This window comes from Blastococcus colisei (assembly GCF_006717095.1).
GTDB lineage: Bacteria > Actinomycetota > Actinomycetes > Mycobacteriales > Geodermatophilaceae > Blastococcus_B > Blastococcus_B colisei.
Genome location: NZ_VFQE01000001.1, coordinates 812209 through 836967 on the forward strand (window position 1 = coordinate 812209; position 24759 = coordinate 836967).

Below are 24759 nucleotides of genomic sequence, written 5' to 3' on the forward strand. Positions count from 1 at the left end.
GTGACCGGATCGCTGCCATCCGGAACCACGCGACCGCTGCCCGCGGTCGCAGACTGAGGTCGATTCCGACGACCTGGGAACCGAAGGGGGAACCGTGTCCCGCGACGCCCGAACGGGGCCGACCAGCCGCCGCGTGACGCCGACCGCGCGCCGCGGTGCGGTGCGGCCGACGCCGTCGGCGCGCCCGGCCACGCAGCAGGCAGGGACGCCGACGCCGGGGGAGGGGCTCGTCGTCGGCCCGGTGCCCCCTGGTGCTCGCGTCGCCGGGGTGCTGCTCGTACTCGCCGCCCTGGCCGGCGTCGCGGCCGCCTTCCCCACGTATCTGGTCGTGGGCGGCCAGGACCTGTCGGCGGTGGACGGGTTCGGCAGCGCGCTCGTCGCCCTGCTCGTGCCCGGAGTCCACCTCGCTGTCGGCGGCGCCCTCCTCCGGGGAGCGGTGCCGAAGTTCGGTCTGGCCTACGCGGGTGTGGCCGGGGCGCTGGGTGTCGGACAGCTGCTGATCGAGCTCTACCACGGCAGCAGTTCGACGACCCGGCCCGCGGTCGAGGTGCTCGCCGGGGAGCGCGTGCTCACCAGCGGCGTCGAGGCGGCGCCCGGCTGGGTCCTCGGCGTCGTCGCCCTCGGGCTCACCGTCCTCGCGGGCGTCGTGGCCATCTGGTCGTGGGGTCGGACCGTCATGGAGGACGGCGGCGCGCTCGACTCCGTCCGCTCGGGCCTGGCCGGCTCCGCCGTGCTGCTGGGCGTCACGGCCGTCCTGTGTCTCTCGCTGCCGTCCTCCGACGTGCCCGACGAGCTGGTCACCGACCCCGCGACGGGTCTGGAGACCGTGGTGACCCAGGAGGGCCCGCGGGCGTTGCTCGAGCGCCCCGGGCTCGCGCTCCTGGGTGGGTTGCTGCTCGCCGGCGCCGTCGTCCTCTGCTCGGTCATCGCGCCGTCGCTGCGCCCGCGCCTGGCCGTCGTCGGGGGCCTGCTCGGCGTGACCGTCGTCGTCCTGGGGGCGGCGCTGACCGGGGTGCGGGACGCAGCCTCCTCCGGCGAGCTGGAGTGGACCCTTCCCGGAGCGGGCCTGCTCGTCGCCGGGCTGGCTTACGCGGCGCTCACCGCGCTCGCCTGGCGCCTGCGCCGTGGCCGTTCCTGACCGCGATCAGCGCAGCTGCTCCTAAGCTACGTCTCGTGGACGAACGCATCCGGGTGGTCATCGCCAAGCCGGGCCTCGACGGGCACGACCGCGGCGCGAAGATCGTGGCGCGTGCACTGCGCGACGCGGGCATGGAGGTCGTCTACACCGGCCTGCACCAGACGCCGGAGCAGATCGTCGAGACCGTGATCCAGGAGGACGCCGACGCCGTGGGGCTGTCCGTGCTGTCCGGCGCCCACATGACGCTCTTCGCCCGCCTGCGCGAGCTGATGGACGAGCGCGGCATCGACGACGTCGTCGTCTTCGGCGGCGGGATCATCCCCGACGAGGACATCCCGGAGCTCGAGCGCCTGGGCATCGGCCACATCTTCACGCCGGGCGCGACCACCACCGAGATCGTCGACTGGGTGCAGCAGAACGTCGGCGCCCCCGCCTGACCACGGACCAGGCATAGGTACCAATACCTGCGTCTCGGGGCCCAGAACGCAGGTATAGGTACCTATGCCTGGCTCAGTCGACGACGGGCAGCGTGAGCTGCTGGATGTGGTCGGGGCCGGTCGCGAGGCTCACCGGCTGCGGCACGGTGGACCCCCGGTAGGCCAGGTCGCCGCCGGCGAGGACCACGGCCAGCCGGTGACCGGCCTCGAACCGGTGCACGATCGCCGGCAGCTCGATGGTGACCGGCTTCGTCACGTCGGCGACGCGCGCGGGGGAGATCAGCCGGTACGGCAGCTCGACCGTGCCGTCGGGGCCGATGTCGTAGACCTTGGCGTAGACCACCAGCTGCCCGGCCGGTCCGGTCGGCTGCGTCGCGGCCACCGCGGGGGCATCCAGCTGCACGGTGAGCCGCGGGGAACCGACGACGTCCAGCGGCTCGGCCAGCGGCGGCGTGGCGAAGCGGATCGCCGTCCCCGGGGGATCGGTCACCGGACCCGACTGGTCGAGGAATGCGGTCTCGGTGTAGTTCGGCCCGAACGGCGCCACGCTGCTGTACGCGCTGACGCCGGGGACGACCTCCGCCTGGCTGTCGACCAGCGCACCGCCCTGGAGGCCGCCGCCGGACAGGTGCAGCGTCCGCTCCTCACCGACGGGGTAGGACGGCGCCGAGGCGTAGGCCTCCTCGATGTCGCCGGTCTCCTCCATGACCCAGCCGCGGTAGTAGTCGAACGCCGGCTTCGGAGCCGGGCCTCGGCCGCGGACGTAGTGGTCGAACCAGGCGAGCGCCTGGCGGCCCTGGTAGGAGTCCTCCGGGTTGCGCTCGTCCAGCTCTCCCGGCCGCGGGCTCGGGCCGCTGTGGCCCCACGACTGCCAGACCAGCGACACGGGGGTGCCCTGCTCCTTCAGGGCGGTGTACGTCGCGACCGACTCCTGCAGGTTGAACAGGGTGTCGGCCTGGCCCTGCGCGATGAGAGTGGGGACGCGCACGTCGGACACGTAGCCGGCCACCGAGTTCGACCGCAGGAACTCGACCGACTCCTGGCTGGCGAAGCCGGTCGCCGCCACCTCCGCGAGGGCGGTGCACACCGGGGCGTCGAAGTTGAGGCAGTTCTCCCGCGCCAGGTCCTGCACCTGCGCCGGATCGGACAGCGCGGGGAGGTCCTGCACCCCGTTGGCGAACCCGAGCGCGGTGAACAGCAGGGACCACTGGTACTTGAAGACGCCGGTGTTCGCCGAGCTGACCGAGCCGCTCCCTGCCGCGCCGCCGGGGATCCCGCTGTTGTCGGGGTTGAGCGAGTAGGCGAGGTCGTTCCACGTGATCATCGGGATGATCGCGTCGAGGCGGTCGGTGCCGGCCGCGTGCTCCACCGCGGCGGCCGCGAACTGGATCTGGCCGCCGTAGGAGCCCCCGACCATCCCGACCGCGGGGTCGTGGGCGACGCCGGTGCGGCGATCCTCGCGGATCACCTGGTCGACGAGGACGCGCGCACCGGTCGCGTCGTCCACCGCGACGATCGACGGGTCGCCGCCGAGGAACCGCAGGAGCTGGCCGGCCGCCGCGCCGTCGTGCTCGCGGTCGTCGAGGGTGATGGGGCAGAGGTCGCCGTCGACGAATCCGAGGCCGGTGTAGGAGAGCGTCACGTACCCGTGTTCACCGAAGCCCTGCGCGAAGTCTGCCTGGTCGTCCTTCGTGCCGCCGAAGCCGTTCGTCGTGAGCAGTGCCGGTCCCGGCCGCCGCGCGGTCACCCCGGCCGGCACGTAGAGGTCGGCGTCGATCTGGCACGTCCGCCGCTCGGGTCCGAGTCCGGTCACGGTGATCGTCAGGTCGCGCGGCACGACCTCGGTGGCAGCCGCCGGCGGAGCCAGCGCGGTCATGCCTCCGGCGGCCAGCACGGTGGTGACCAGGGCAGTTGCGGCTCGGCGCACGGACGGCTCCTCATCGGCGGCGATCGGGGCGGTGCGGCGGGCGGCGAGCGCTCCAGGAGCTCCGGAGTGCAGCGATCGGGTGACGCACCGTGTGATGCGCCCCACGCCTTCCCGGCCCCTACAACGCCCGAGGGGGCGGCGGGGTTACGGGCGGTCTACGGTGCCTGTTCGTGGATCTCTTCGAGTACCAGGCCCGTGACCTGTTGGCCTCGCACGGCGTCCCCGTGCTCCCCGGCGGCGTCGCCGAGACGCCCGAGGAGGCGGAGGCGATCGCCCGCGAGATCGCCCAGCCCGTCGTCGTCAAGGCGCAGGTGAAGGTGGGCGGCCGCGGCAAGGCCGGCGGCGTCAAGCTCGCCGACGACCCCGAGGACGCGAGGGCCCGCGCCCAGGACATCCTCGGGCTGGACATCAAGGGGCACATCACCCACAAGGTGATGGTGGCCCAGGCCAGCGACATCGCCGAGGAGTACTACTTCTCCTACCTGCTCGACCGGTCCAACCGCACCTTCCTGGCCATGGCCTCGAAGGAAGGCGGCATGGACATCGAGCAGCTCGCGGTCGAGCGGCCCGAGGCGCTGGCCCGCATCCAGGTCGACGCGTCGAAGGGCGTGGACGAGGCCAAGGCGGCCGAGATCGTCGACGCCGCCAACTTCCCGGCCGACGTGCGCGACCAGGTCATCGCGATCGCCGTCCAGCTGTGGGAGGTCTTCACCCAGGAGGACGCCACCCTGGTCGAGATCAACCCGCTGGCCAAGGCGCCCGACGGCACCGTCCTCGCGCTCGACGCCAAGGTGACCCTCGACGCGAACGCCGACTTCCGGCAGGCCGAGCACGCCGCCCTCGAGGACGCCGCCTCGGCCGACCCGCTCGAGGCCGCCGCCAAGGAGAAGAACCTCAACTACGTCAAGCTCGACGGCGAGGTCGGGATCATCGGCAACGGCGCCGGGCTGGTCATGAGCACCCTCGACGTCGTCGCCTACGCCGGCGAGGAGTTCGGAGGCGTCAAGCCGGCCAACTTCCTCGACATCGGTGGCGGCGCCTCGGCCGAGGTGATGGCCAACGGCCTGCACATCATCCTGGGCGACCCGGCCGTCAAGAGCGTCTTCGTCAACGTCTTCGGCGGGATCACCGCCTGCGACGCCGTCGCCAACGGCATCGTCTCCGCGCTCGGCATCCTGGGCGACGAGGCGACCAAGCCGCTGGTCGTCCGGCTCGACGGGAACAACGTCGAGGAGGGCCGGCGGATCCTCGCCGAGGCCAACCACCCCCTGGTGACCGTGGTCGACACGATGGACGGCGCCGCGCGCCGGGCCGCCGAACTCGCCGCCGCCTAATCGCCCCTCGAACCGACAGGACACCAGAATGTCGATCTTCCTCAACGAGAACAGCAAGGTCATCGTCCAGGGCATGACCGGCTCCGAGGGCAGCAAGCACACTTCTCGCATGCTGGCCTCCGGCACCGCCATCGTCGGCGGCGTGAACCCCCGCAAGGCCGGGACCAGCGTCGACTTCGACGGCGCCAGCGTCCCGGTGTTCGGCGGTGTCGCCGACGCCATGAAGGAGACCGGCGCCGACGTCAGCGTCATCTTCGTGCCGCCGCCGTTCGCCAAGGCCGCCGTCATCGAGGCAGTGGACGCCGGGATCGGGCTCGCCGTGGTCATCACCGAGGGCATCCCGGTACACGACTCGACGTACTTCTGGGCGCATGCCCAGGGCAGCGCCACCCGGATCATCGGGCCCAACTGCCCCGGTCTGATCAGCCCCGGGCGCTCCAACGCCGGGATCATCCCGGCCAACATCACCCAGGCCGGGAAGATCGGGCTGGTCAGCAAGTCGGGCACCCTGACCTACCAGATGATGTACGAGCTCCGAGACATCGGTTTCTCCACCGCCGTCGGCATCGGCGGCGACCCGGTCATCGGCACCACGCACATCGACTGCCTCCAGGCCTTCCAGGACGACCCGGAGACCGAGGCCATCGTGATGATCGGTGAGATCGGCGGCGACGCCGAGGAGCGCGCTGCCGACTTCATCAAGGCCAACGTGACCAAGCCCGTCGTGGGCTACGTCGCCGGCTTCACCGCGCCCGAGGGCAAGACGATGGGCCACGCCGGCGCCATCGTCTCGGGCTCGGCCGGCACCGCGCAGGCCAAGCAGGAGGCCCTCGAGGCCGCCGGCGTGCGCGTCGGCAAGACGCCGTCGGAGACGGCGCGCCTCATGCGGGAGATCGTCGGCTGACAGCCCTGGGAGCATCGCAGCGAGCGCCGGCGAGCGAGGAGCGGACCAGGGCGCGGAAGCAGACCACGGGCATCGTCGGTTCCTGACAGGACCACCGTCACCGGCTGCCCGGTGTCCCCGCCTGGGGGCACCGGGCAGCGGCGTCCCCGGCGCCCTGCGAAGATCACGGTCGGACGACGACGCGCGTGGCGTCGTTGCCGGACCTCTCGCGGGGCGGTGACGATCCGCCTCGGACACCTCCGATCCTCTGCGAGGAGAGCCCTGCGATGACCGCCAGCCAGCCTCCCCAGCCGCCCACCGGTGAGCAGCCGGAGCCGGAGCACGGGCACTCCCAGCAGCAGCCCCCTCAGGGCCCGCCACCCGGGTACGGCACGCCGCCCCCTCACGGCCAGCAGCCCCCACCGGGCTACGGCCAGCAGCCTCCGCCCGGATACGGGCAGCAGCCGCCACCGGGCTACGGGCCCCCTGGTTACGCGCCCCCGGGCTACGGGCCCCCCGGTTACGCGCCTCCGGGCTACGGGCCGCCTCCCGGTTACGGTCCGCCTCCCGGCTACGGGCCCCCGGGATATCCGGGCGGCTACGGACAGCCGGGTTACGGGCCGCCTCCCGGCTACGGGCCCCCGGGATATCCGGGTGGCTACGGGCAGCCGGGCTACGGGCCCGGGCACAACCCTTACGCCCGCCCCGCCGGACCCGGGATCACCTTCTCCGTCGACCTCAAGCGGCTGAAGATCGCCGACTACGTCCTCGTCGGTGGCACGCTGCTTTTCTTCGTCCTGGCGTTCTTCCCCTGGGTGACCTTCGGGAACGAGTTCTTCGGCTTCCAGCTCAGCGGCTGGGAGCTCGGCCAGGTCACGTCTGCCTTCGTGCTGTTCTTCCTGGCGACGGCGTGGGCGGTTCTGCCGGCCTTCGTCACGATGACGCTCGGCTTCCCGCGCTCGTGGATCACCGTGGGCCTGGCGGGACTGGGCTGGCTGCTCACGCTCTTCGCGTGGCTCGACGCCCTGGACGGCGGCTTCTCCATCTGGGCGCTGCTGGGATTCCTGACGGCGACGGGGATCCTCGTGGTCGCCGGCCTGTTGCTCGTGCCCGAGATCCGCAACCGCCCGGCGCTGCCCGGGCACGTGGCCGACGCGGCCCCATGGGCCAGCCAGCCGGCGCCGGGCTTCGGTCAGCAGCAGGTGTTTCCCCACCAGCCCTACGGTCAGGGTGGGCCCGGCCAGCCGCCCTACGGCCAGGGCGGTCACGGACAGCCGGGCCACGACCAGCCGGGTCAGCCCTATGGCCGGCAGGCGCAGCAACCGTCCTCGTCGTCGCCTCCGCCGCCGTCCGCGCCCCCGACCCCCGGGGGCTCGACCGCGTCCGGTGAGGGTTCGGGTACTCCCGGTCCCGACGAGCGGCCCACCGCCTGACCGTCGCGACGGGACGACCGATATCGGGGACGGTCCCGGCGCGTGCGGCCACGTCCGTCGCGAGCACTTGCGAGAGTGGGGGCGTGGTCTCCCTGCTCGCCCGCCTGCCCCGGGGTAACCACGTGGCCGCGATTCCGCTCGTCGGTCTGGCCGGGGCGGCGTCCGTCGCCGTCAGCGCCGCCGCACTGGCCGGGCTGGCGCTGGCACTCGTCGTCGTCCAGACCCTCGACCCCGTCGGCGGCCGGTCCGTGGGGAACTCGATCGTCCTGGCCGGCCGGCTGTGGCTTCTCGCGCAGGGCGGGGAACTGCGCATCGCCTCCGGGCCCCTGGTCCTCGCGCCACTCCTGCTGACCCTGGGCCTGGCTTGGGGGCTGTCCCAGGCCGGCCGCGGGGTGGCCCGGCTCCGTGCCCCGCTCAGCACGACGGACGCCGGGCGGGCTGCCGGTGTCGTCGCCGGCGTGCACGTGCTGCTCACGGTGGTGCTGGCTCTCGCGGTCGACGCGCCCGAGGCCCGGGTCGGCCTCGTCCGGACGGTGGTCGGCGCCACGGTGCTCGCGGTGGTCGCTGCCGGATGGGGCGTGGTCCGGGAGTCCGGTCTGCTCGACGAGACGCTGGACCGGGGACCCGTCCGAGCGGTCCTGCGCGGAGTCCTCGCGGGTCTGCTGGCCGCACTGGGGCTCTGCACCGTCGTGGTCGCCGTCGCCCTGGTGTCCGACGCCGGCGGCTACGCCGCGCTGTCGGGCTCGCTGGGCGGAGCGGGAGCCGGCGCGGTCGGGCTGGTCGGTCTGGCCCTGATCCTCCTGCCCAACGCCGCAGCCGCGGTGCTGGGACTGGCCGCCGGTCCCGGATTCCACGTCGGCGCCGGAACCCTGGTCTCCGTGCACGGGGTGACGCTCGACGCCGTCCCCGCGCTGCCGATGCTCGCGGCGCTGCCGGACACGCAGGCGGTCCCGCTGATCGCCTTCGTGTCCCAGGTCATCCCGGCCCTCGCCGGGCTGGTCGCCGGCGTCACGGTGGGCCGCTGGCTGCGGGACGACGCCGGCGGCTCCGTGGTCGCCGGGCTGAACGGGATCCTCACCGGCGCGCTGCTGGGCGTGGCGGGCGGGCTGCTGGTCTGGCTGGCGGGCGGCTCGCTGGGTGACGGCGCCCTCGCGCAGGTCGGCGCGCCCCCGGTCGCCACCGGCATCGCGATCGCGGCGCAGGCCGGGATCGCGGCGGCCGTCGGCGCCGCCGTGAGCCGCTGGCGCGCGCACGGCTGAGCCGTCCTGTCCGGAGCTCCCGGCCCGCGGTTAGGGTCGTGGTCGTGCCCGCACCCGTGTCCGTCCCGCGGGCCCGTGTCGCCGTCCTGCTGTCCGGGAGCGGCTCGCTGTGCGCGGCGCTCCTCGCCGCGGCCGACGACCCCGCCTACCCGGCCGAGGTCGTCGTCGTCGGCAGTGACCGCGCCGCCGCCGGGCTGGAGCACGCCCGGCGGCGCGGTATCCCCACGTTCACCTGCGCGCTCGGCGAGCATCCCGACCGCGGCGCCTGGGACCGTGCGCTGGCCCGCATGCTGGCCGACCACCGGCCCGACCTCGTCGTCTCCGCCGGGTTCATGAAGCTGGTCGGCCCGGCCGTGCTGGCGGCCTTCGGCGGTCGGCTGGTCAACACCCATCCGGCGCTGCTGCCTGCCTTCCCCGGCGCGCACGCCGTGCGGGACGCCCTCGCCGCCGGGGTTCCCGTGACGGGCGCGACCGTGCACCTGGTCGACGCCGGCCTCGACACCGGCCCGGTTCTCGCCCAGCGCGAGGTGGCTGTCCTCCCCGACGACGACGAGGCGGGCCTGCACGAGCGGATCAAGGGCGTGGAGCGCCAGCTCCTGGTGGAGACGGTGGCGCAGCTCGTCGCCCCCGATCGGATGTCACAGCGAGGAACGAGGAAGAGCGACCGATGAGCGACCGCACCCCCATCCGCCGTGCCCTGCTGGGCGTCTACGACAAGACCGGCGTGGAGGAGCTGGCCGCGGGCCTGGCCGCCGCCGGCGTGGAGCTGGTCAGCACCGGCGCCACCGCCCGGCGCATCGCCGAGGCCGGCATCCCGGTGACGCCCGTCGAGCAGGTGACCGGCTTCCCCGAGTGCCTGGACGGCCGGGTGAAGACGCTGCACCCCGCCGTCCACGCCGGGATCCTGGCCGACCGTCGCAAGCCGGAGCACGTCGCGCAGCTGGGCGAGCTGGGGATCGCCCCGTTCGACCTGGTGGTGGTCAACCTCTACCCGTTCACGGAGACGGTCGCCTCGGGCGCGACCCCCGACGAGTGCGTCGAACAGATCGACATCGGCGGCCCGGCCATGGTGCGGGCCGCGGCGAAGAACCACCCCTCGGTCGCCGTCGTCGTCGACCCCGCCCGCTACGGCGACGTCCTGACCGCCGTCGGCAACGGCGGCTTCACGCTCGCCGAGCGGCAGAAGCTGGCCGCGGCCGCGTTCCGGCACACGGCGTCCTACGACATCGCCGTCGCCTCGTGGCTGGGCAACGTGGTGGCTCCGGACGACGACAGCGGCTTCCCGGCCTGGGTGGGCGCGAGCTGGGAGCGGGCCGACGTCCTGCGCTACGGCGAGAACCCGCACCAGAGCGCGGCGCTGTACCGCAGCTGGCAGCCGGGGCTGGCGCACGCCGAGCAGCTGCACGGCAAGGAGATGTCCTACAACAACTACGTCGACACCGACGCCGCCTGGCGGGCCGCGCACGATCACGCGGAGCCCTGCGTCGCGATCATCAAGCACGCCAACCCGTGCGGGATCGCCGTCGGCACCGACATCGCCGCGGCGCACCGCAAGGCCCACGCCTGCGATCCCCTCTCGGCCTTCGGCGGCGTGATCGCGGCCAATCGGGAGATCGACCTGACTATGGCCGAGCAGGTCGCGGAGGTGTTCACCGAGGTCGTCGTCGCGCCGTCCTTCACCGACGACGCGGTGCGCGTGCTGACCGGCAGGAAGAACGTCCGGCTGCTGCGGCTTCCCCACCTGCCGGCGCCGGGGGCGGAGATGCGCCCGATCGGGGGCGGCCTGCTCCTGCAGGTCAAGGACCGCCTCGACGCTCCCGGCGACGACCCCACCACCTGGCGGCTGGCGACCGGCGAGCCGCTGGACGCCGCCGGTCTCGACGACCTCGTGTTCGCCTGGCGCGCGGTCCGCGCGGTGAAGAGCAACGCGATCCTGCTGGCGCACGACCGGGCCACCGTCGGCGTCGGCATGGGCCAGGTCAACCGGGTGGACTCCGCTCGGCTGGCCGTGTCCCGGGCGGGGGAGCGGGCCGTGGGGTCGGTGGCGGCCTCGGACGCCTTCTTCCCGTTCGCCGACGGGCTGCAGGTCCTGCTGGAGGCCGGGGTGCGCGCCGTCGTCCAGCCGGGTGGCTCGGTACGGGACGAGGAGGTCGTCGCGGCCGCGGCGGCCGCCGGCGTGCCGCTGTACCTCACCGGCACCCGCCACTTCGCGCACTAGTCGTGGCGCAGCGCTACTCGTCCCGCCCACAGGTCGGTCCCCCCGAGGCCGGTGCGGAGATCGAGGGTGCGGACTTCGCCCGGGTCGACTGGTGGGGTGCCGAGCTCGACGGCGTGACGTTCACCCGGTGCCGGTTCGACGATGCCGGGCTGGAGGAGCTGGTCACCCGGCGCTGCGTGTTCGACCAGTGCGCCCTCACCGGGGTGCGGATGGCCGGCTCCCGGCACCTCGGATCGGCGTTCCTGTCCTGCCGCTTCGACCGGGCCAGGCTCATCGACGCCACCTGGGAGGGCTGCAAGCTGACCGGCTCGCAGTTCCCGGGCGCCCAGCTGCGGCCGATGACCGCGACCGAGTGCGATTGGAGCTACGCCTCCCTGCGGGGCGCGGACCTCTCCGCGCTGGTCCTCTCCGGGCAGCGGTTCCGCGAGGCCGACTTCACCGACGCCGACCTGCGCGGGAGCGACCTCACGAACGCGGACCTGGACCGGGCCCGCCTGCAGGGCGCGAAGCTGCGCGGCGCCGACCTGAGGGGCACCTCGACGGACGGGATCAACTGGCGCGCGTTCGAGCTGACCGGCGTCCGGATCGACCTGAGCCAGGCCGTCCAGTTCGCCGCTGCCCACGGCGCCGTCGTGTCGGGCTAACGGGCGTACCGCCGGCGGCTGACCAGCGCCTTCAGGCTGCCGAGGAGGCCGAGGACGGCGACGGCGATCGCGCACCAGAAGCCCGGCCCGAAGAAGCCGAGGTCCCAGTCGGCGTCCGCGAGCGGTACCAGGACCCCGGCCGTCACCGCGGCGCTGACCAGCAGCGCCAGCAACCCCAGGAAACGGTGGGACTTCATCGGCAGCCACAGCATCAGGCCGAGGAGGAAGAGCACCCCGCCGCCGAGCACGATCGCCAGCGGCTGCCACAGGCCGTCGTCGAAGATCCCGCCGAGGTCGTCGAAGCCGTTCCGGACCAGGCCCCAGCCGGAGATGTCGCCGTCGGCCAGCCAGTCCAGGACCAGGCTGATGGCGGCCGCGATCCCGGCGAGGATCAGCAGCAGACCGCCCAGGCTCTCCGGCCCGCGGATCGCGACCGGCCGGTCGGAGTAGTCGGGAGCCGTGTCTCCGGCGGGTGCGCGGTCCCGCGAGGGCGGGTAGGCGGTCGCGCCGGCAGGCGACGTGCCGGGTCGGTCGGGTTCGCGCTCGGTCATGTGCGTACCTCCGGCGGTCGGGGGGCGCGGGGTGCCCTCTCCTGGCGAGCGTAGGACCGCGCAGTGATCCGCGGGGCTTCTCGGGCAGACTGTCCGGTGTGCCCGCGACGATCCTCGACGGCAAGGCGACGGCCGCGGCCCGGATTCCCCGACCATGACCCGTCCGCCGCTCTACGTCCGCCGGCCCTTCCTCGCCGGGCTGCTGCGTCAGCTCCCCCTGCTGGTGGTCCTCGGCTTCGTGGCCACGGGGCTGCTGTTCGTCAGTCTCGGGCACTGGCGCCAGGGGCTGGTCATCGTCGGTCTGGCCCTCGGCGGTGCGGGCGTCCTGCGGCTTCTCCTGCCGGTGCGACGTGCGGGGTTCCTCGCGGTGCGCAGCCGGCCGGTGGACTTCGTCCTCATGACGGGCGCCGGTCTCGCGCTCGCCGTCATCGCCCTGATGATCCCGGCCGCCTGAGGAAGGACCTCGCGCACGCTCGGGGAGGGGGCCGGTCGGCGGGTACGCCCGTGCGGCGATAGGTTGACGGCCATGGCAGAGAAGTCGCGGAAGGGCAAGGTCACCGTCGTCGGTGCCGGTTTCTACGGCTCGACCACTGCACTCCGGCTCGCGGAGTACGACATCTTCGAGACCGTCGTGCTCACCGACATCGTCGAGGGCAAGCCTGAGGGCATCGCGCTGGACATGAACCAGTCGCGACCCATCGAGGGCTTCGAGACGAGGGTCGTCGGGGTCGGCGGGGGTTCCTACGAGGGCACCGAGGGTTCCGACGTCGTCGTCATCACCGCGGGACTCCCGCGCAAGCCCGGCATGAGCCGGATGGACCTCATCGAGACCAACGCGAAGATCGTCCGCTCGGTCGCGGAGAACATCGCCGCCACCTCACCCGACGCGGTGATCATCGTGGTGTCCAACCCGCTGGACGAGATGACCGCGCTGGCGCAGCTGGCCACCCAGTTCCCGAAGAACCGGGTGATGGGCCAGGCCGGCATGCTCGACACCGCGCGCTTCAGCAACAACGTGGCCGAGGAGCTCGGCGTCCCGGTGTCCTCCGTGCAGACCCTGACCCTGGGCTCGCACGGCGACACCATGGTCCCGGTGCCCTCGCGCTGCACCGTCGACGGCAAGCCGCTGTCCGACGTGCTGGCCGCCGACCGCATCGAGCACCTGGTCGACCGCACCCGCAACGGCGGCGCCGAGGTCGTGGCGCTGCTGAAGACCGGTTCGGCCTACTACGCGCCCTCGGCGGCCGCCGCCCGCATGGCCCGCGCCGTGATGGAGGACTCCGGCGCGGTCATGCCCGTCTGCGCCTGGGTCGACGGCGAGTACGGGATCAACGGCGTCTACCTGGGCGTCGAGGCCGAGATCGGCCGACAGGGTGTCCGGAAGGTCGTCGAGGGCGACCTGTCCGAGAGCGAGCTGGCCGGGCTGCGCGAGGCGGCCGAGGCCGTGCGCGCCAAGCAGGCTGACGTAGCCGACCTCTGAGCCCTTCCGGCTCGGAGCATGTAGAGAGGGACCCGCACGTGGCGAAGATCAAGGTCGAGGGCACCGTCGTCGAGCTCGACGGCGACGAGATGACCCGGATCATCTGGCAGTTCATCAAGGACCAGCTGATCCTCCCGTACCTCGACGTCAACCTGGAGTACTACGACCTGGGCATCGAGGCGCGGGACGCGACCGACGACCAGATCACCGTCGACTCCGCGAACGCCATCAAGAAGCACGGCGTCGGCGTCAAGTGCGCGACGATCACGCCCGACGAGGCGCGCGTCGAGGAGTTCGGTCTCAAGCGGATGTACCGCTCGCCGAACGGGACGATCCGCAACATCCTCGGCGGTGTCATCTTCCGCGAGCCGATCATCATGGAGAACGTGCCGCGGCTGGTGCCCGGCTGGACCAAGCCGATCGTCGTCGGCCGCCACGCCTTCGGTGACCAGTACCGTGCCACCGACTTCAAGTTCCCCGGTGAGGGGACGCTGACGATCAGCTTCCAGCCGGCCGACGGCTCTGCGCCGATCGAGCACGAGGTGTTCCAGTCGCCCGGCGGCGGTGTCGCGATGGCGATGTACAACCTCGACGACTCGATCCGCGACTTCGCGCGGGCCTCGATGAACTACGGCCTGCAGCGCGGCTACCCGGTCTACCTCTCGACCAAGAACACGATCCTCAAGGCCTACGACGGCCGCTTCAAGGACCTGTTCGAGGAGGTCTTCCAGGCCGAGTTCAAGGACAAGTTCGACTCCGCCGGGATCACCTACGAGCACCGGCTGATCGACGACATGGTGGCCGCGTCCCTGAAGTGGGAGGGCGGCTACGTCTGGGCCTGCAAGAACTACGACGGCGACGTGCAGTCCGACACCGTGGCCCAGGGCTTCGGCTCGCTCGGCCTCATGACCTCGGTGCTGATGAGCCCCGACGGCCGCACCGTCGAGGCCGAGGCCGCCCACGGCACGGTGACCCGCCACTTCCGGCAGCACCAGCAGGGCAAGGAGACGTCGACCAACCCGATCGCGTCGATCTTCGCCTGGACCCGAGGCCTCGCCCACCGCGGCAAGCTGGACAACACCCCCGAGGTGACCCGCTTCGCCGAGACGCTGGAGAAGGTCTGCATCGACACCGTCGAGGGCGGTCAGATGACCAAGGACCTCGCACTGCTGATCTCCAAGGACCAGCCGTGGCTGACCACCCAGGACTTCCTGGCGGCCATCGACACCAACCTGCAGAAGGCCATGGCCTGAGTGCCCTGAGCTGACCGTCGACGGCCCCCTCACCCACCGGGTGAGGGGGCCGTCGCACGCCCGGAGGTAGGACCACTGCGCATGAGCGTCGTGCCGCGGCCGTCTTCTCGCCGCCACGGCTCCTGCGTGAGGCTCGGAGTCAGCCGAAGAGCTGGGTCCACCAGGGGCCGCCGCCGCCCTGGGCGACGCCCACCCCGAGACGGGTCAGGCCGCAGTCGAGGATGTTCGCCCGGTGCCCCGAGCTGTTCATCCAGGAGGTCATGACCTCGGCGGCGGACTGCTGGCCCCGGGCGATGTTCTCGGCCCGCGCGGAAACGCCGGCGCGGTCGGCGCGGTCGAACGGGTCGAGCCCGTCGAGGTTGACGTGGTCGAAGAACCCGCGGTCGCGCATGTCCTCGCTGTGCGCCCGGGCGACCGCGGTCAGCCCGGCGTCCGCGGAGACGGGTCCGCAGCCGGCGGCCGCCCGCTCGGTGTTCACCAGGGCCAGGACCTGGTCCTCGACGCCACCGGACGCCGGCACCGCGGCAGCAGCCACCGGTGCGGGTGCGGGGGCCTCCGGAGCGGGGGCGGGAGGCTCGGGCGACGGGTCAGCGGGCTCGGCAGCCGGCTCGGGAGCGGGCTCGGCAGCCGGCTCCGGCGGCGCGGCCGGTGCCGAGGTGACCGGGTCGGGCACCGCCGGCGTGGTCGGGAGCGGCGCGCTGAGGGGCGGCGCCGTCGTCGGCGCCCCGGCCGGCGCGTCGGTCGGCGACGGTGCGGCGGTGGCCTCACCCGTCGTCGAGGAGAACGTCGCGGTCGACGTCAGGCCGGCGAACGCGCGCGAGGACAGAGCCTGCCCGTCCTGGCCGAGCACCACCGGGGAGTTCGGCCCCGTGCCCGCCATCACCGGGACGGCGAGGACCAGTGCGGTGATCACCGTGCTGAGCGCCGCACTCAGCGCCAGCCGCGCGCCCCGGTGCCCGGACGCGCGGCGACCGAGCCGCGCCCAGCGGATGAGTGCGCGAGTCATGCGGGCAGTGAGCGGAGGACCCGCAGGGACGTGGTGCACGGCATAACCTCACGAGAGCGATCGATCACGATTCGTTATCGCGTCGAGACTAACGGTGCGCGCAAGGTGACCGTGAGTCCCCGAGAGAAACGTCACGGGCAGCTTCGTGAATCCCCAGGTGGACGCGCCACGGCACCCGCTCGGCACCCCGGCGTCTCGCGACCAGGCACCATGGACGCGACCGCGCCCCACCCACCGAAACCCCGAGGAGTACGCCGCCGGTGAGCGACGTCTGGCTCAGCATCGTCATGGTCGTCGTCTTCATCATGATCGGCGGTGTCTTCGCCGGAGCGGAGATCGCTCTGGTCTCCCTGCGCGAGTCGCAGGTCCGCGCCATGGCCGAGGCCGGACGGCGCGGCAAGGCCGTGCAGAAGCTCCTCAGCGATCCCAACCAGTTCCTGGCCGCGGTCCAGGTCGGGGTGACCTTCGCCGGGTTCTTCTCGGCCGCATTCGGTGCCAGCACCCTGTCGCAACCCTTCGCCGACTGGCTGGTCGGCCGGGGGGTGTCGGAAGGCCTGGCCGGCACCCTGGCGCTCGTCCTGGTCACGATCGCCATCAGCTACCTGTCGCTGGTCGTCGGCGAGCTGACGCCCAAGCGACTGGCCCTGCAGCGGGCCGAGGGGTTCGCGCTGCTCGTCGCCGCCCCGCTGAACGCCATCGCCAAGCTGTCGCGGCCGATCATCTGGCTCCTCTCCAGATCCACCGACGTCATGGTCCGGCTCTTCGGTGGTGACCCGAAGCAGAGCGGGGAGTCCATCAGTCAGGAGGAGCTGCGCGACCTGGTGGCCGCGCACGAGTCGCTCAGCAGCGACGAGCGCCGGCTGATCGACGAGGTGTTCAGGGCCGGCGAGCGCGAGGTCCGGGAGGTCATGACTCCCCGGACGGAGGTCGCGTTCCTCGAGGGCTCGATGACCGCCAGTCGTGCCGCCAAGCTGGTGGCCGACTCCAACTGGTCACGCTTCCCGGTGGCCGGCCGCGACCAGGACGACGTCGTCGGCTTCGTGCACGTGCGCGACCTCTTCCTGCCCAACCACCCGGCCGGCCGGGCCGCGACCGTCGGCGATCTCGCCCGCGAGGTGAAGCGGCTGCCCGGTACGGCGGGGGTGTTGACCGCGCTGAGCGAGATGCGGCGGGAGAACCACCACCTGGCGATCGTCGTCGACGAGTACGGCGGCACCGACGGGATCGTCTCCCTCGAGGACCTCATCGAGGAGGTCATCGGGGAGATCTACGACGAGTACGACGAGGAGGTCGGCCGGGAGGCCGGTCAGCCCCCCGGGGGACCCCGCGAGGTGGACGGCCTGCTCAACCTGGACGACTTCACCGAGGCCACCGGCCTGCAGCTGCCCGACGGCCCCTACGAGACCGTCGCCGGCTACGTCCTCGCCGAGCTCGGCCGGCTGCCGGAGACGGGCGACACCGTCGAGGTCGAGGGGCGGTCGCTCTCGGTGGTCGAGCTCGACGGCCGGCGCATCGCCCGGATCCTCGTCAGCCCCCCGCCGGCACCCACGGACGACGGGGCGGCGGCCGGCGAGAACGCGACGAGCTGAGCTCCAGGACCAGGCATAGGAACCTATGCCTGCGGTTCAAGGGGCTTGGGCCATAGGTAAAGGTTCCTATGCCCGGGGGGTCAGCCGCGAGACCGCGCCACGTCCCAGGCGTCGCGGACGATCCCGACGAGATCGGTGTGCTTCGGGGTCCAGCCCAGGTCGGACCGGATGCGGTCGCTCGAGGCCACGAGCTGCGCGGGGTCGCCCGCCCGCCGGTCGCCGACGACGACCGGAACGGGGTGCCCGGTCACCTCGCGCGCGGCGTCGACGACCTCCTGCACAGAGAAGCCGGTGCCGTTGCCCAGGTTGTAGATCCGGTGCTCGCCCTCGGCCGGGGCCGGCAGGGCCAGCAGGTGCGCGTCGGCGAGGTCCTCGACGTGCACGTAGTCGCGGATGCAGGTGCCGTCGGGCGTCGGGTAGTCCTGGCCGTAGACGGTGAGCGACTCCCGCCGGCCGGCCGCGACCTGCAACGCGAGCGGGATGAGGTGCGTCTCGGTCGTGTGCCGCTCCCCGAGGCCGTAGGCGGCGCCGGCGACGTTGAAGTAGCGCAGGCTCACGGCCGCGAACCCGTGGGCGACCGCGTACGAGGTCAGCATGTGGTCGACGGCGAGCTTCGAGGCGCCGTAGGTGTTGGTCGGCCTCGTCGGTGCGTCCTCACGGATCGGCACCGACTCGGGCTCGCCGTAGGTGGCGGCGGTGGAGGAGAAGACGATCCGGCGGCAGTCGGCCGCGCGCATCGCCTCCAGCAGCGCCAGCGAGCCGCCCACGTTGGTGTCCCAGTACTCGTGCGGTCGCTGCTGCGAGACGCCGACCAGCGACTTGGCGGCGAAGTGCAGCACCGCCTCGGGCCGGACGTCGGCCAGCACCGGCGCCGAGTCGTGCAGGGACACCGCCGCCAGGGACGCGCCCTCGGGGACCGCGTCGGCGTGGCCGGTCGACAGGTCGTCGAGCACCGTCACCTCGTGGCCGTCGGCCAGCAGCGCCGCCGTCACTACGCTGCCGATGTAGCCGGCTCCACCGGCGACGAGTACGCGCATGGCGTCACCCTAGGTGTGACGGAACCGTGCGCTCGACAGCACAGGCCACCGGCCTGGTCAGGAGGCACCGTCCCGTGGTCAGCCCACGCCCCGCCGTGCGGGCCCTGCCGGCCTACAAGCCCGGACGCAACCCGGCCGACCTCGCCCGCGAGATCGGCGTGGACCGTGCCGTGAAGCTGGCCAGCAACGAGGTCGCCTTCCCGCCCCTGCCGGCGGTCGTGCAGGCCCTGACCGCGGCGGCCGCGGAGACCAACCGGTACCCCGACAACGGCGCCGTCGTCCTGACCCGGGCGCTGGCCGAGCGCTACGACGTCGGCCCGGAGCAGGTGGCCACCGGCTGCGGGGCGGTCACCCTGTGCCAGGAGCTGGCGCAGGCCTACAACGACCCGGGCACGAGCATCGCCTTCGCCTGGCGCTCGTTCGAGATGTACCCGCTGCTCGCCCAGGTCGCCGGCGCCCGCGCCGTCCAGGTGCCGCTGGTGCCCGGTCACCCGGGCGGGCCCGCCGACACCCACGACCTCGACGGGCTGCTCGCCGCGATCGACGACACCACGCGGCTGGTCTTCGTGTGCAACCCGAACAACCCCACCGGGACGGCGGTGCGGCGGGCGGAGCTCGAGCGGTTCCTCGACGCCGTCCCCGCGCAGACCCTCGTCGTCCTCGACGAGGCCTACCGCGAGTTCGTGACCGACCCCGACGTCCCGGACGGCATCGAGCTCATGCGCGGCCGGCCGAACGTCGCCGTCCTGCGCACCTTCTCCAAGGCCTGGGGCCTGGCCGGGCTCCGGGTGGGCTACCTGGTCGCCGAGGACCCGGCCGTCGCCGAGGCCGTCCGCAAGACGCACGTGCCGTTCAGCGTGTCCATGCTCGCCCAGGCGGCGGCGGTCGCCGCGCTGGCCAGCGAGGAGGAGGTGCGGGCCCGCTGCGCCGCCGTCGTGTCCGAGCGGGACCGGCTGACCGTCGCCCTCCGCGAGCGCGGGCTGGAGGTCGCCGACAGCCAGGCCAACTTCGTCTGGCTGGCAGTGGGGGAGGAGGCGGCGGGCCTCGCTGCGGCGCTGGAGGCACGGGCGGTCATCACCCGCCCCTTCGCCGGGGAGGGCATCCGCGTCACCGTCGGCACCCCCGAGGAGGACGACGTCTTCCTGGCCGCGCTGGACGACGTACGGGCCGGCGCCACCGTCCCATGACGCCACCGGAACGGGGGAGGTCGGTTCATCTGGCCCGCCCGGCTGGTTTGATGGCCGACGTGGCCCCGCACCCAACGCCATTGCCCCGTGTGCTCTCCGGCATCCAGCCGACGGCGGGCTCCTTCCACCTCGGGAACTACCTCGGCGCGCTGCGTCAGTGGGTGGCGCTGCAGGACTCGGCGGAGGCCTTCTACTGCGTCGTCGACCTGCACGCCATCACCGTCCAGCAGGACCCGGCGGTGCTGCGGCGCAACACCATGGTCTCGGCCGCGCAGCTGCTCGCCCTCGGTGTCGACCCGGAGCGCAGTACGCTGTTCGTGCAGAGCCACGTGCCCGAGCACCTGCAGCTGTCGTGGGTGCTGGAGTGCCTCACCGGCTTCGGTGAGGCCAGCCGGATGACGCAGTTCAAGGACAAGAGCCAGCGGGAGGGCACGTCCGGGGCCTCGGTGGGGCTCTTCACCTATCCGGTCCTGCAGGCCGCCGACATCCTCGTCTACCAGGCCGATCAGGTGCCGGTCGGCGAGGACCAGCGTCAGCACCTCGAGCTGACCCGCGACCTCGCGACCCGGTTCAACAGCCGCTACGGGCCGACGCTCACGCTGCCGGCCGCCCACATCCCGCCGGGTGCGGCGAAGATCCTCGACATGCAGTCGCCGGACAAGAAGATGAGCAAGAGCCTGCCTCCGGCCGGCTGCGTCTTCCTGCTCGACGAGCCGAACGTGACGGCGAAGAAGATCCGCTCCGCGGTCACCGACACCGGCCGCGAGATCGTGGCCGACGCCGAGGCCAAGCCGGGCGTCACCAACCTCCTGACCATCCACAGCGCCCTCTCGGGCCGCAGCGTCGCAGAGCTGGAGGAGCACTTCGCCGGCCGCGGCTACGGGGACCTGAAGAAGGAGCTGGCCGAGGTCGTCACCGACTTCGTCACCCCGGTCCGCAGCCGCACCCAGGAGCTGCTGGACGACCCGGCCGAGTTGCAGCGCATCCTCGCCGGCGGGGCGGAGCGGGCCCGCGAGGTCGCCGCCGCGACGGTCGCCGACGTCTACCAGCGGACCGGGTTCCTCTCCCCGGCAGGGGCACCCCGGTGAACGACGACACCTTCGTGCCGCGCGGCAGCACACGACCGGAGAACGCCGTCGTCGGCATCGTCGTCCCGGTGCCCGAGCCGTGGGCCCAGCTGCTGGTCGACTGGCGGTCCAAGGTCGGTGACCCGCAGGCGAACCAGGTGCCTCCGCACGTCACCCTGCTGCCGCCCACCGAGGTCGCCGTCGCCGACCGCACGCTGATCAGCGCCCACCTCGCGGAGGTGGCCCGCTGCCATCCGCCGTTCGACATGCACCTCTCGGGGACGGGCACATTCAGGCCGGTGTCCGACGTCGTGTTCGTGGCCGTGGCCCGGGGGATCGGCAACTGCGAGCTGCTCTCCAACGACGTGCGCCGCGGCCCGCTGGCACGGTCGCTGGCGTTCCCGTACCACCCCCACGTGACCGTGGCCCACGACGTCCCCGAGGACATGCTGGAGCTGGCCTACACCGGCCTGGCCGACCTGTCCGCCGAGTTCCGGGTCACCGCCTTCACCGAGTTCGAGCAGACCGCCACGGGGGCGTGGGCCGTCGCCCGCGAGTACCCGCTCACCGGCCCCGAGCACTGAAGCGCCCCGCGCTGCAGCGCGCGCGGACCGAGAGGCCAGGCCCCAGACTCGGGCGGTGAGTTCCGCCGCGCCTCCGGAGCAGTCCGCCGTCCGGACGCCGTGGTGGACCCGGCTGTACTCCCGGTTCGAGGCCACCATCGACGCGCAGCGCCGGCGGCACCACTGGTTCGACCACCTGGCCCGTGCGGGCGGCCGCTACCAGCGCACCCAGGGCGACCTCATGGCCGCCGGCGTCACCTACTTCGTGTTCCTCGGCCTCTTCCCGATGCTCCTGCTGATCGCCTCGGTCATCGGGCTGGTCCTCGCCGGCAACGAGCTGCTGCAGCAGGAACTGTTCGCCGCGATCCGCGACACGTTCCCCGGCTCCATCGGACAGGAGCTGGTCCGGCAGCTCCGGAGCTCCATCGACGGGGCAGGCTTCATCGGGCTGATCGCGCTGGCGGGTTTCGTCTACGCCGGGCTGCGGGCCATGGACAAGCTCCGCATCGGCATGGAGCGGATCTGGAAGGGCCACGCCGACGAGCCCCACGTCCTGCGCGACAACCTCCAGGACATCGTGGCGCTGGTGGCGCTGGGTGCGGTCGGAATGGCGAGTCTGGGCCTCACCGGAGGGATCACCTACGCGACATCGTGGGTTTTCGAGCTGCTCGGGATCGCCGACGAGCCGGCATTGGCCGTGCTCACCTGGGTGCTGGGCATCGCGCTCGCCATGGCCGCCGACACCCTGGTCCTGCTCTGGTTGTTGCGGGTCGTGCCGTCGGTCAACCACCCGTTGCGGCTGCTGCTGCCCGGCGCGCTGTTCGGCGCAGCCGGTGTCGAGGTGCTCAAGCTGATCGGCGGTTTCTACCTGTCCCTGATCTCCGGCAGCGTCACGGCCTCGGCCTTCGGCGGCGCGGTGGGCCTGCTGGTGTGGATCAACCTGGTGGCCCGCTTCGCGTTCTTCACCGCCGCCTGGACGTCGACCCTCCGGCGGATCGAGGCGGTGAGCCCGCCCCGGCAGGAGCGTCCGGTGATGGCCTGAGCACCGGGACCACCCGCACCGCCCGACGGCGCCCCACGAGGGTCGCGGTGACGATCGCGAGTGCACCTCCGCCGAGGGCCACCGGCACCCAGGGGGACGTCCCGGCCGGGTCGGGCTCCACCGCCTGCGGCACGGGCACCGGCGGGTGGGTCCGCGGCGCGGTGCTCGTCGGGGACGGGAGCGGCGGGAGTTCCCCGGAGGTCACGAGCGTGCCCACGCCGTCGACACCGGCCGGGACGGCGAACCCCCAGTCGAGCAGGAGTGCCGCCTGGTCCGCCGCGCGCAGCGGGACGTTCTCGGTGTCCATCACGCTGACCACCAGCCGGCGGCCATCGCGTTCGGCGGCGGTGACGAAGGTGTGGCGGGCGGCGTCGGTGAAGCCGGTCTTGCCGCCGAGGTTGCCGGGGGTCGCCGCCAGCGGGTTCTGGTTCTGGATCTGGTAGCCGGGGAAGCGGCCCTCGACCGGGGGCATGTCGGCGGTCGGCGTGGTGAGCACCGCGGCCGTCACCGGATCGGCCAGCAGCGCGCGGAAGACGAGCGCGAGGTCGTAGGGCGAGGACGACTGGCCGGCCACATCGAGACCTGACGGGGTGCCGGCCACGGTGTCGTAGGCGCCGAGGCTTTCGGCGGTCTCGTTCATGGCCGCGAGGGTGACGTCGATCCCGCCGGCCGCTCGGGCCAGCGCGTTGGCGGCGTCGTTCCCCGACTGCAGGACGAGGGCTTGCAGCAGCAGGGACACCGGGTACCGCCCGCCCTGCACCAGGCCCACCCGGCTGCCCTCGATGTTCTCGTCCTCGACCGTGCCCTCCACCACGGTGGCCGGGTCGAGCAGGGGTGCGAGGGTCAGCAGTGTGAGGGTCTTCAGCGTGCTGGCCGGGTAGTAGCGGCCGTGCGGGTCCCGGGCGGCGAGGATCTCACCGCTGCCGATGTCGGCCACCAGCCAGCCGTTCGCTGCCAGGCCGTCGGGCACGGGCGGGGCGCCGTCGGCCACCACGGTGCCGCGCGTGTCCAGGTCCTCGCCGCCGACCGTCCGGCCGTCGGGTGCCGAGCCCTGGGGCGGGCGGCCGACGTAGGGGGCGGTCGGCGTCGGTGCGGACGGGTCGACCGTGGGCCGTGCGTCGTCGGCAACGGCAGGCGCCGCCGCGGGAAGGACGACCGCCGCCGCGACCAGGGCGGCCACCGGCCACCTCGCCCGCCGCAGGCGTCGCTCCATGGTCAGGCACCGTAGGCGCCGCCGTCCCCGTCGCACCCGATGGGGTGAGACGGCTCACGCCCGGCGGCTGGTTCGCAACGATCGCATCTCAGTCCTGAGCGAGGCGGTGGCGTCCGCCCCGGACGCAGTTAGCGTTCCTCAGTCCTGAAGCGATCGAGTCCGGCCCGGCGGCCGGGGCCGAAGGATTTCTGACCCGATCGGGGCGCACCGTGACGAGTGGACGCGCGCCCCCCCAGAGAGGAGATCGTCTTGCGCCGAGCGCGGATGACGAAGGCTGCGGCACTGCTGCTGGCCGGTGGCATGGCCCTGTCGGCCTGTGCCAGCGACGAAGAGCCCGGCGGCACCGCCAGCGAGACCGGCGGTAGCGGCAGCGAGGAGCTCCGCATCGGCCTGGCGTACGACACCGGCGGTCGCGGCGACCGCTCCTTCAACGACTCGGCCTACGCCGGTGTCGAGAGGGCGATCGACGAGTTCGGCGGCACGGTCCAGGAGTTCAGCCCGAATGACGACGGCTCCAACCGCGCCGAGGGCCTCGCCAACCTCGCCCAGGAGGGCTTCAACCCGGTCATCGCGGTCGGCTTCGCCTACGACGAGGTCCTCGGTGACGTGGCGGCCGACTTCCCGGACACCACCTTCGCGCAGGTCGACGGCTCGGTCGACGCGCCGGAGTACAAGGGCGACAACGTCACCGGCCTGCTGTTCGCCGAGGAGCAGGGCTCCTTCCTGGCCGGCGTGGCCGCGGCGCTGAAGTCCGAGACCGGGCAGGTCGGTTTCGTCGGCGGCGTCGAGACCCCCCTGATCCAGAAGTTCCAGGCGGGCTTCGAGGCCGGCGTGGCAGCGGTCGACCCGGCCATCACGGTCAACAGCCAGTACATCTCGCCGGCCGGTGACTTCTCCGGGTTCAACGATCCCGCCCGCGGCGAGATCCTGGCGCAGGGCATGTTCGATGCCGGCGCCGACATCGTCTACCACGCGTCCGGTGGCTCGGGGACGGGCGTGTTCCGCGCCGCCGCGGCCTCCGGTGGCCGGGCGATCGGTGTCGACTCCGACCAGTACCAGACGGTCGACGACCCGGCGCTGCAGGCCGTGATCATGACGTCCATGCTCAAGCGGGTCGACAACGCCGTGTATGCGTTCATCGCCGACTTCGTCGAGGGCGGCGTCGAGGGTGGCACCGACATCGTCAACGACCTGTCCACGGAGGGCGTCGGCCTGGCCACCACCGGTGGCTTCATCGATGACATCCAGGACCAGATCGACGACTACCGTCAGCAGATCGTCGACGGCGACATCGAGGTCCCGACGACTCCGTGACGCCGGACGCGGGCCCGCTCCGGCGGGCCCGCGTCCTCGGTCGATCCGACGGCGGGTCCGGGCGCACGCTGCCCGGGCCCGCCGTCGTGATGCCGACGGTGGCGCTGTCGCCGACCCGGGTGGTCCCCGGCCCCCGGCCCCCGGCGCCCGCAGGTCCGCCGGTGTGCGACATCATGCGGCCAGC

The 24759-nt window shown here is 72.8% G+C and carries 23 protein-coding genes; 18 read left to right on the forward strand and 5 right to left on the reverse strand.

The features are described from left to right. The first annotated feature begins 133 nt into the window (after nucleotides 1-133). Nucleotides 134-1138, forward strand: a complete 1005-nt coding sequence (locus FHU33_RS03930; RefSeq protein WP_246063249.1) for a hypothetical protein — start codon at nucleotides 134-136, stop codon at nucleotides 1136-1138. A gap of 35 nt (nucleotides 1139-1173) precedes the next feature. Further along, the gene (gene icmB / locus FHU33_RS03935) at nucleotides 1174-1575 is read left to right on the forward strand and encodes a coenzyme B12-dependent isobutyryl CoA mutase small subunit (protein ID WP_142024179.1); all 402 of its coding nucleotides are present in this window, start codon (nucleotides 1174-1176) and stop codon (nucleotides 1573-1575) included. Between the two features lie 73 nt (nucleotides 1576-1648). On the opposite strand, the gene FHU33_RS03940 is transcribed toward icmB, so the two are convergent. After that, on the reverse strand, nucleotides 1649-3502 hold the full coding sequence (locus FHU33_RS03940; RefSeq protein ID WP_142024180.1) for a CocE/NonD family hydrolase: 1854 nt from the start codon (nucleotides 3500-3502) through the stop codon (nucleotides 1649-1651). Nucleotides 3503-3672: 170 nt separating this feature from the next. Between FHU33_RS03940 and sucC the strand changes: the two genes are divergently transcribed. From sucC to FHU33_RS03975, 7 genes are all read left to right on the forward strand, one after another. Then, nucleotides 3673-4836 (forward strand): ADP-forming succinate--CoA ligase subunit beta, encoded by a 1164-nt coding sequence (sucC, locus tag FHU33_RS03945; RefSeq protein WP_142024181.1) that lies wholly within the window; start codon nucleotides 3673-3675, stop codon nucleotides 4834-4836. A gap of 28 nt (nucleotides 4837-4864) precedes the next feature. After that, complete coding sequence (gene sucD, locus FHU33_RS03950; protein ID WP_142024182.1) at nucleotides 4865-5740, forward strand: succinate--CoA ligase subunit alpha; 876 nt, start codon at nucleotides 4865-4867, stop codon at nucleotides 5738-5740. 266 nt (nucleotides 5741-6006) lie between these two features. Further along, entirely contained in the window at nucleotides 6007-7152 is a 1146-nt protein-coding gene (locus FHU33_RS26130; protein WP_211354995.1) for a hypothetical protein, read from the forward strand. A gap of 83 nt (nucleotides 7153-7235) precedes the next feature. Beyond that, complete coding sequence (locus FHU33_RS03960) at nucleotides 7236-8411, forward strand: cell division protein PerM (protein ID WP_142024183.1); 1176 nt, start codon at nucleotides 7236-7238, stop codon at nucleotides 8409-8411. A 44-nt stretch (nucleotides 8412-8455) separates the two neighbouring features. Beyond that, nucleotides 8456-9082 (forward strand): phosphoribosylglycinamide formyltransferase, encoded by a 627-nt coding sequence (gene purN, locus FHU33_RS03965; RefSeq protein ID WP_142024184.1) that lies wholly within the window; start codon nucleotides 8456-8458, stop codon nucleotides 9080-9082. Further along, nucleotides 9079-10629 (forward strand): bifunctional phosphoribosylaminoimidazolecarboxamide formyltransferase/IMP cyclohydrolase, encoded by a 1551-nt coding sequence (purH, locus tag FHU33_RS03970; RefSeq protein WP_142024185.1) that lies wholly within the window; start codon nucleotides 9079-9081, stop codon nucleotides 10627-10629. Before purN ends, purH begins: the two co-directional genes overlap by 4 nt. A 2-nt stretch (nucleotides 10630-10631) precedes the next feature. Beyond that, the gene (locus FHU33_RS03975) at nucleotides 10632-11273 is read left to right on the forward strand and encodes a pentapeptide repeat-containing protein (RefSeq protein ID WP_142024186.1); all 642 of its coding nucleotides are present in this window, start codon (nucleotides 10632-10634) and stop codon (nucleotides 11271-11273) included. On the opposite strand, the gene FHU33_RS03980 is transcribed toward FHU33_RS03975, so the two are convergent. Further along, on the reverse strand, nucleotides 11270-11824 hold the full coding sequence (locus FHU33_RS03980; RefSeq protein WP_142024187.1) for a hypothetical protein: 555 nt from the start codon (nucleotides 11822-11824) through the stop codon (nucleotides 11270-11272). The genes FHU33_RS03975 and FHU33_RS03980 overlap by 4 nt on opposite strands. Nucleotides 11825-11978: 154 nt before the next feature. On the opposite strand from FHU33_RS03980, the gene FHU33_RS03985 reads away from it, so the two are divergent. The 3 genes from FHU33_RS03985 to FHU33_RS03995 all read left to right on the forward strand — a co-directional run bounded on the left by FHU33_RS03985 (nucleotide 11979) and on the right by FHU33_RS03995 (nucleotide 14557). After that, nucleotides 11979-12278: a DUF3017 domain-containing protein gene (locus FHU33_RS03985; protein WP_142024188.1), complete on the forward strand. Its 300-nt coding sequence runs from the start codon at nucleotides 11979-11981 to the stop codon at nucleotides 12276-12278. Nucleotides 12279-12350: 72 nt separating this feature from the next. After that, nucleotides 12351-13304, forward strand: coding sequence for a malate dehydrogenase (gene mdh / locus FHU33_RS03990; protein WP_142024189.1), 954 nt, complete (start codon nucleotides 12351-12353; stop codon nucleotides 13302-13304). Nucleotides 13305-13342: 38 nt separating this feature from the next. After that, nucleotides 13343-14557 carry an NADP-dependent isocitrate dehydrogenase gene (locus tag FHU33_RS03995; protein ID WP_142024190.1) on the forward strand — a complete coding sequence of 405 codons (1215 nt, stop codon included), beginning with the start codon at nucleotides 13343-13345 and terminating at the stop codon, nucleotides 14555-14557. A gap of 139 nt (nucleotides 14558-14696) precedes the next feature. Here FHU33_RS03995 and FHU33_RS25670 read toward each other — a convergent pair whose 3' ends face one another. Beyond that, entirely contained in the window at nucleotides 14697-15563 is an 867-nt protein-coding gene (locus FHU33_RS25670) for a CAP domain-containing protein (RefSeq protein ID WP_246063250.1), read from the reverse strand. Between the two features lie 260 nt (nucleotides 15564-15823). On the opposite strand from FHU33_RS25670, the gene FHU33_RS04005 reads away from it, so the two are divergent. Further along, nucleotides 15824-17152, forward strand: coding sequence for a hemolysin family protein (locus FHU33_RS04005; protein WP_142024191.1), 1329 nt, complete (start codon nucleotides 15824-15826; stop codon nucleotides 17150-17152). Between the two features lie 80 nt (nucleotides 17153-17232). Here FHU33_RS04005 and galE read toward each other — a convergent pair whose 3' ends face one another. Further along, nucleotides 17233-18189, reverse strand: coding sequence for a UDP-glucose 4-epimerase GalE (gene galE, locus FHU33_RS04010; protein ID WP_142024192.1), 957 nt, complete (start codon nucleotides 18187-18189; stop codon nucleotides 17233-17235). 74 nt (nucleotides 18190-18263) lie between these two features. Here galE and hisC point away from each other — a divergent pair, with 74 nt between their 5' ends. The 4 genes from hisC to FHU33_RS04030 all read left to right on the forward strand — a co-directional run bounded on the left by hisC (nucleotide 18264) and on the right by FHU33_RS04030 (nucleotide 22048). Further along, entirely contained in the window at nucleotides 18264-19376 is a 1113-nt protein-coding gene (gene hisC, locus FHU33_RS04015; protein ID WP_142024193.1) for a histidinol-phosphate transaminase, read from the forward strand. A gap of 89 nt (nucleotides 19377-19465) precedes the next feature. Next, nucleotides 19466-20464: a tryptophan--tRNA ligase gene (gene trpS, locus FHU33_RS04020; protein WP_246063880.1), complete on the forward strand. Its 999-nt coding sequence runs from the start codon at nucleotides 19466-19468 to the stop codon at nucleotides 20462-20464. After that, entirely contained in the window at nucleotides 20461-21027 is a 567-nt protein-coding gene (locus FHU33_RS04025; protein ID WP_142024195.1) for a 2'-5' RNA ligase family protein, read from the forward strand. The genes trpS and FHU33_RS04025 overlap by 4 nt, the downstream gene beginning before the upstream one ends. Nucleotides 21028-21082: 55 nt before the next feature. Continuing rightward, nucleotides 21083-22048, forward strand: coding sequence for a YihY/virulence factor BrkB family protein (locus tag FHU33_RS04030; protein ID WP_246063251.1), 966 nt, complete (start codon nucleotides 21083-21085; stop codon nucleotides 22046-22048). On the opposite strand, the gene FHU33_RS04035 is transcribed toward FHU33_RS04030, so the two are convergent. Further along, complete coding sequence (locus FHU33_RS04035; RefSeq protein WP_142024196.1) at nucleotides 21969-23261, reverse strand: D-alanyl-D-alanine carboxypeptidase family protein; 1293 nt, start codon at nucleotides 23259-23261, stop codon at nucleotides 21969-21971. The genes FHU33_RS04030 and FHU33_RS04035 overlap by 80 nt on opposite strands. 264 nt (nucleotides 23262-23525) lie before the next feature. Here FHU33_RS04035 and FHU33_RS04040 point away from each other — a divergent pair, with 264 nt between their 5' ends. Continuing rightward, the gene (locus FHU33_RS04040; RefSeq protein WP_211354996.1) at nucleotides 23526-24575 is read left to right on the forward strand and encodes a BMP family lipoprotein; all 1050 of its coding nucleotides are present in this window, start codon (nucleotides 23526-23528) and stop codon (nucleotides 24573-24575) included. Nucleotides 24576-24759 lie beyond the last annotated feature (184 nt).

Bases quoted from the DNA above. Each gene is read 5' to 3' on its own strand.
- sucD (WP_142024182.1), top strand. From the start codon at position 4,865: ATGTCGATCTTCCTCAACGAGAACAGCAAGGTCATCGTCCAGGGCATG.
- FHU33_RS26130 (WP_211354995.1), top strand. From the start codon at position 6,007: ATGACCGCCAGCCAGCCTCCCCAGCCGCCCACCGGTGAGCAGCCGGAG.
- purH (WP_142024185.1), top strand. From the start codon at position 9,079: ATGAGCGACCGCACCCCCATCCGCCGTGCCCTGCTGGGCGTCTACGAC.
- FHU33_RS03980 (WP_142024187.1), bottom strand. From the start codon at position 11,824: ATGACCGAGCGCGAACCCGACCGACCCGGCACGTCGCCTGCCGGCGCG.
- FHU33_RS03985 (WP_142024188.1), top strand. From the start codon at position 11,979: ATGACCCGTCCGCCGCTCTACGTCCGCCGGCCCTTCCTCGCCGGGCTG.
- mdh (WP_142024189.1), top strand. From the start codon at position 12,351: ATGGCAGAGAAGTCGCGGAAGGGCAAGGTCACCGTCGTCGGTGCCGGT.
- FHU33_RS25670 (WP_246063250.1), bottom strand. From the start codon at position 15,563: ATGACTCGCGCACTCATCCGCTGGGCGCGGCTCGGTCGCCGCGCGTCC.
- galE (WP_142024192.1), bottom strand. From the start codon at position 18,189: ATGCGCGTACTCGTCGCCGGTGGAGCCGGCTACATCGGCAGCGTAGTG.
- FHU33_RS04035 (WP_142024196.1), bottom strand. From the start codon at position 23,261: ATGGAGCGACGCCTGCGGCGGGCGAGGTGGCCGGTGGCCGCCCTGGTC.
- FHU33_RS04040 (WP_211354996.1), top strand. From the start codon at position 23,526: ATGACGAAGGCTGCGGCACTGCTGCTGGCCGGTGGCATGGCCCTGTCG.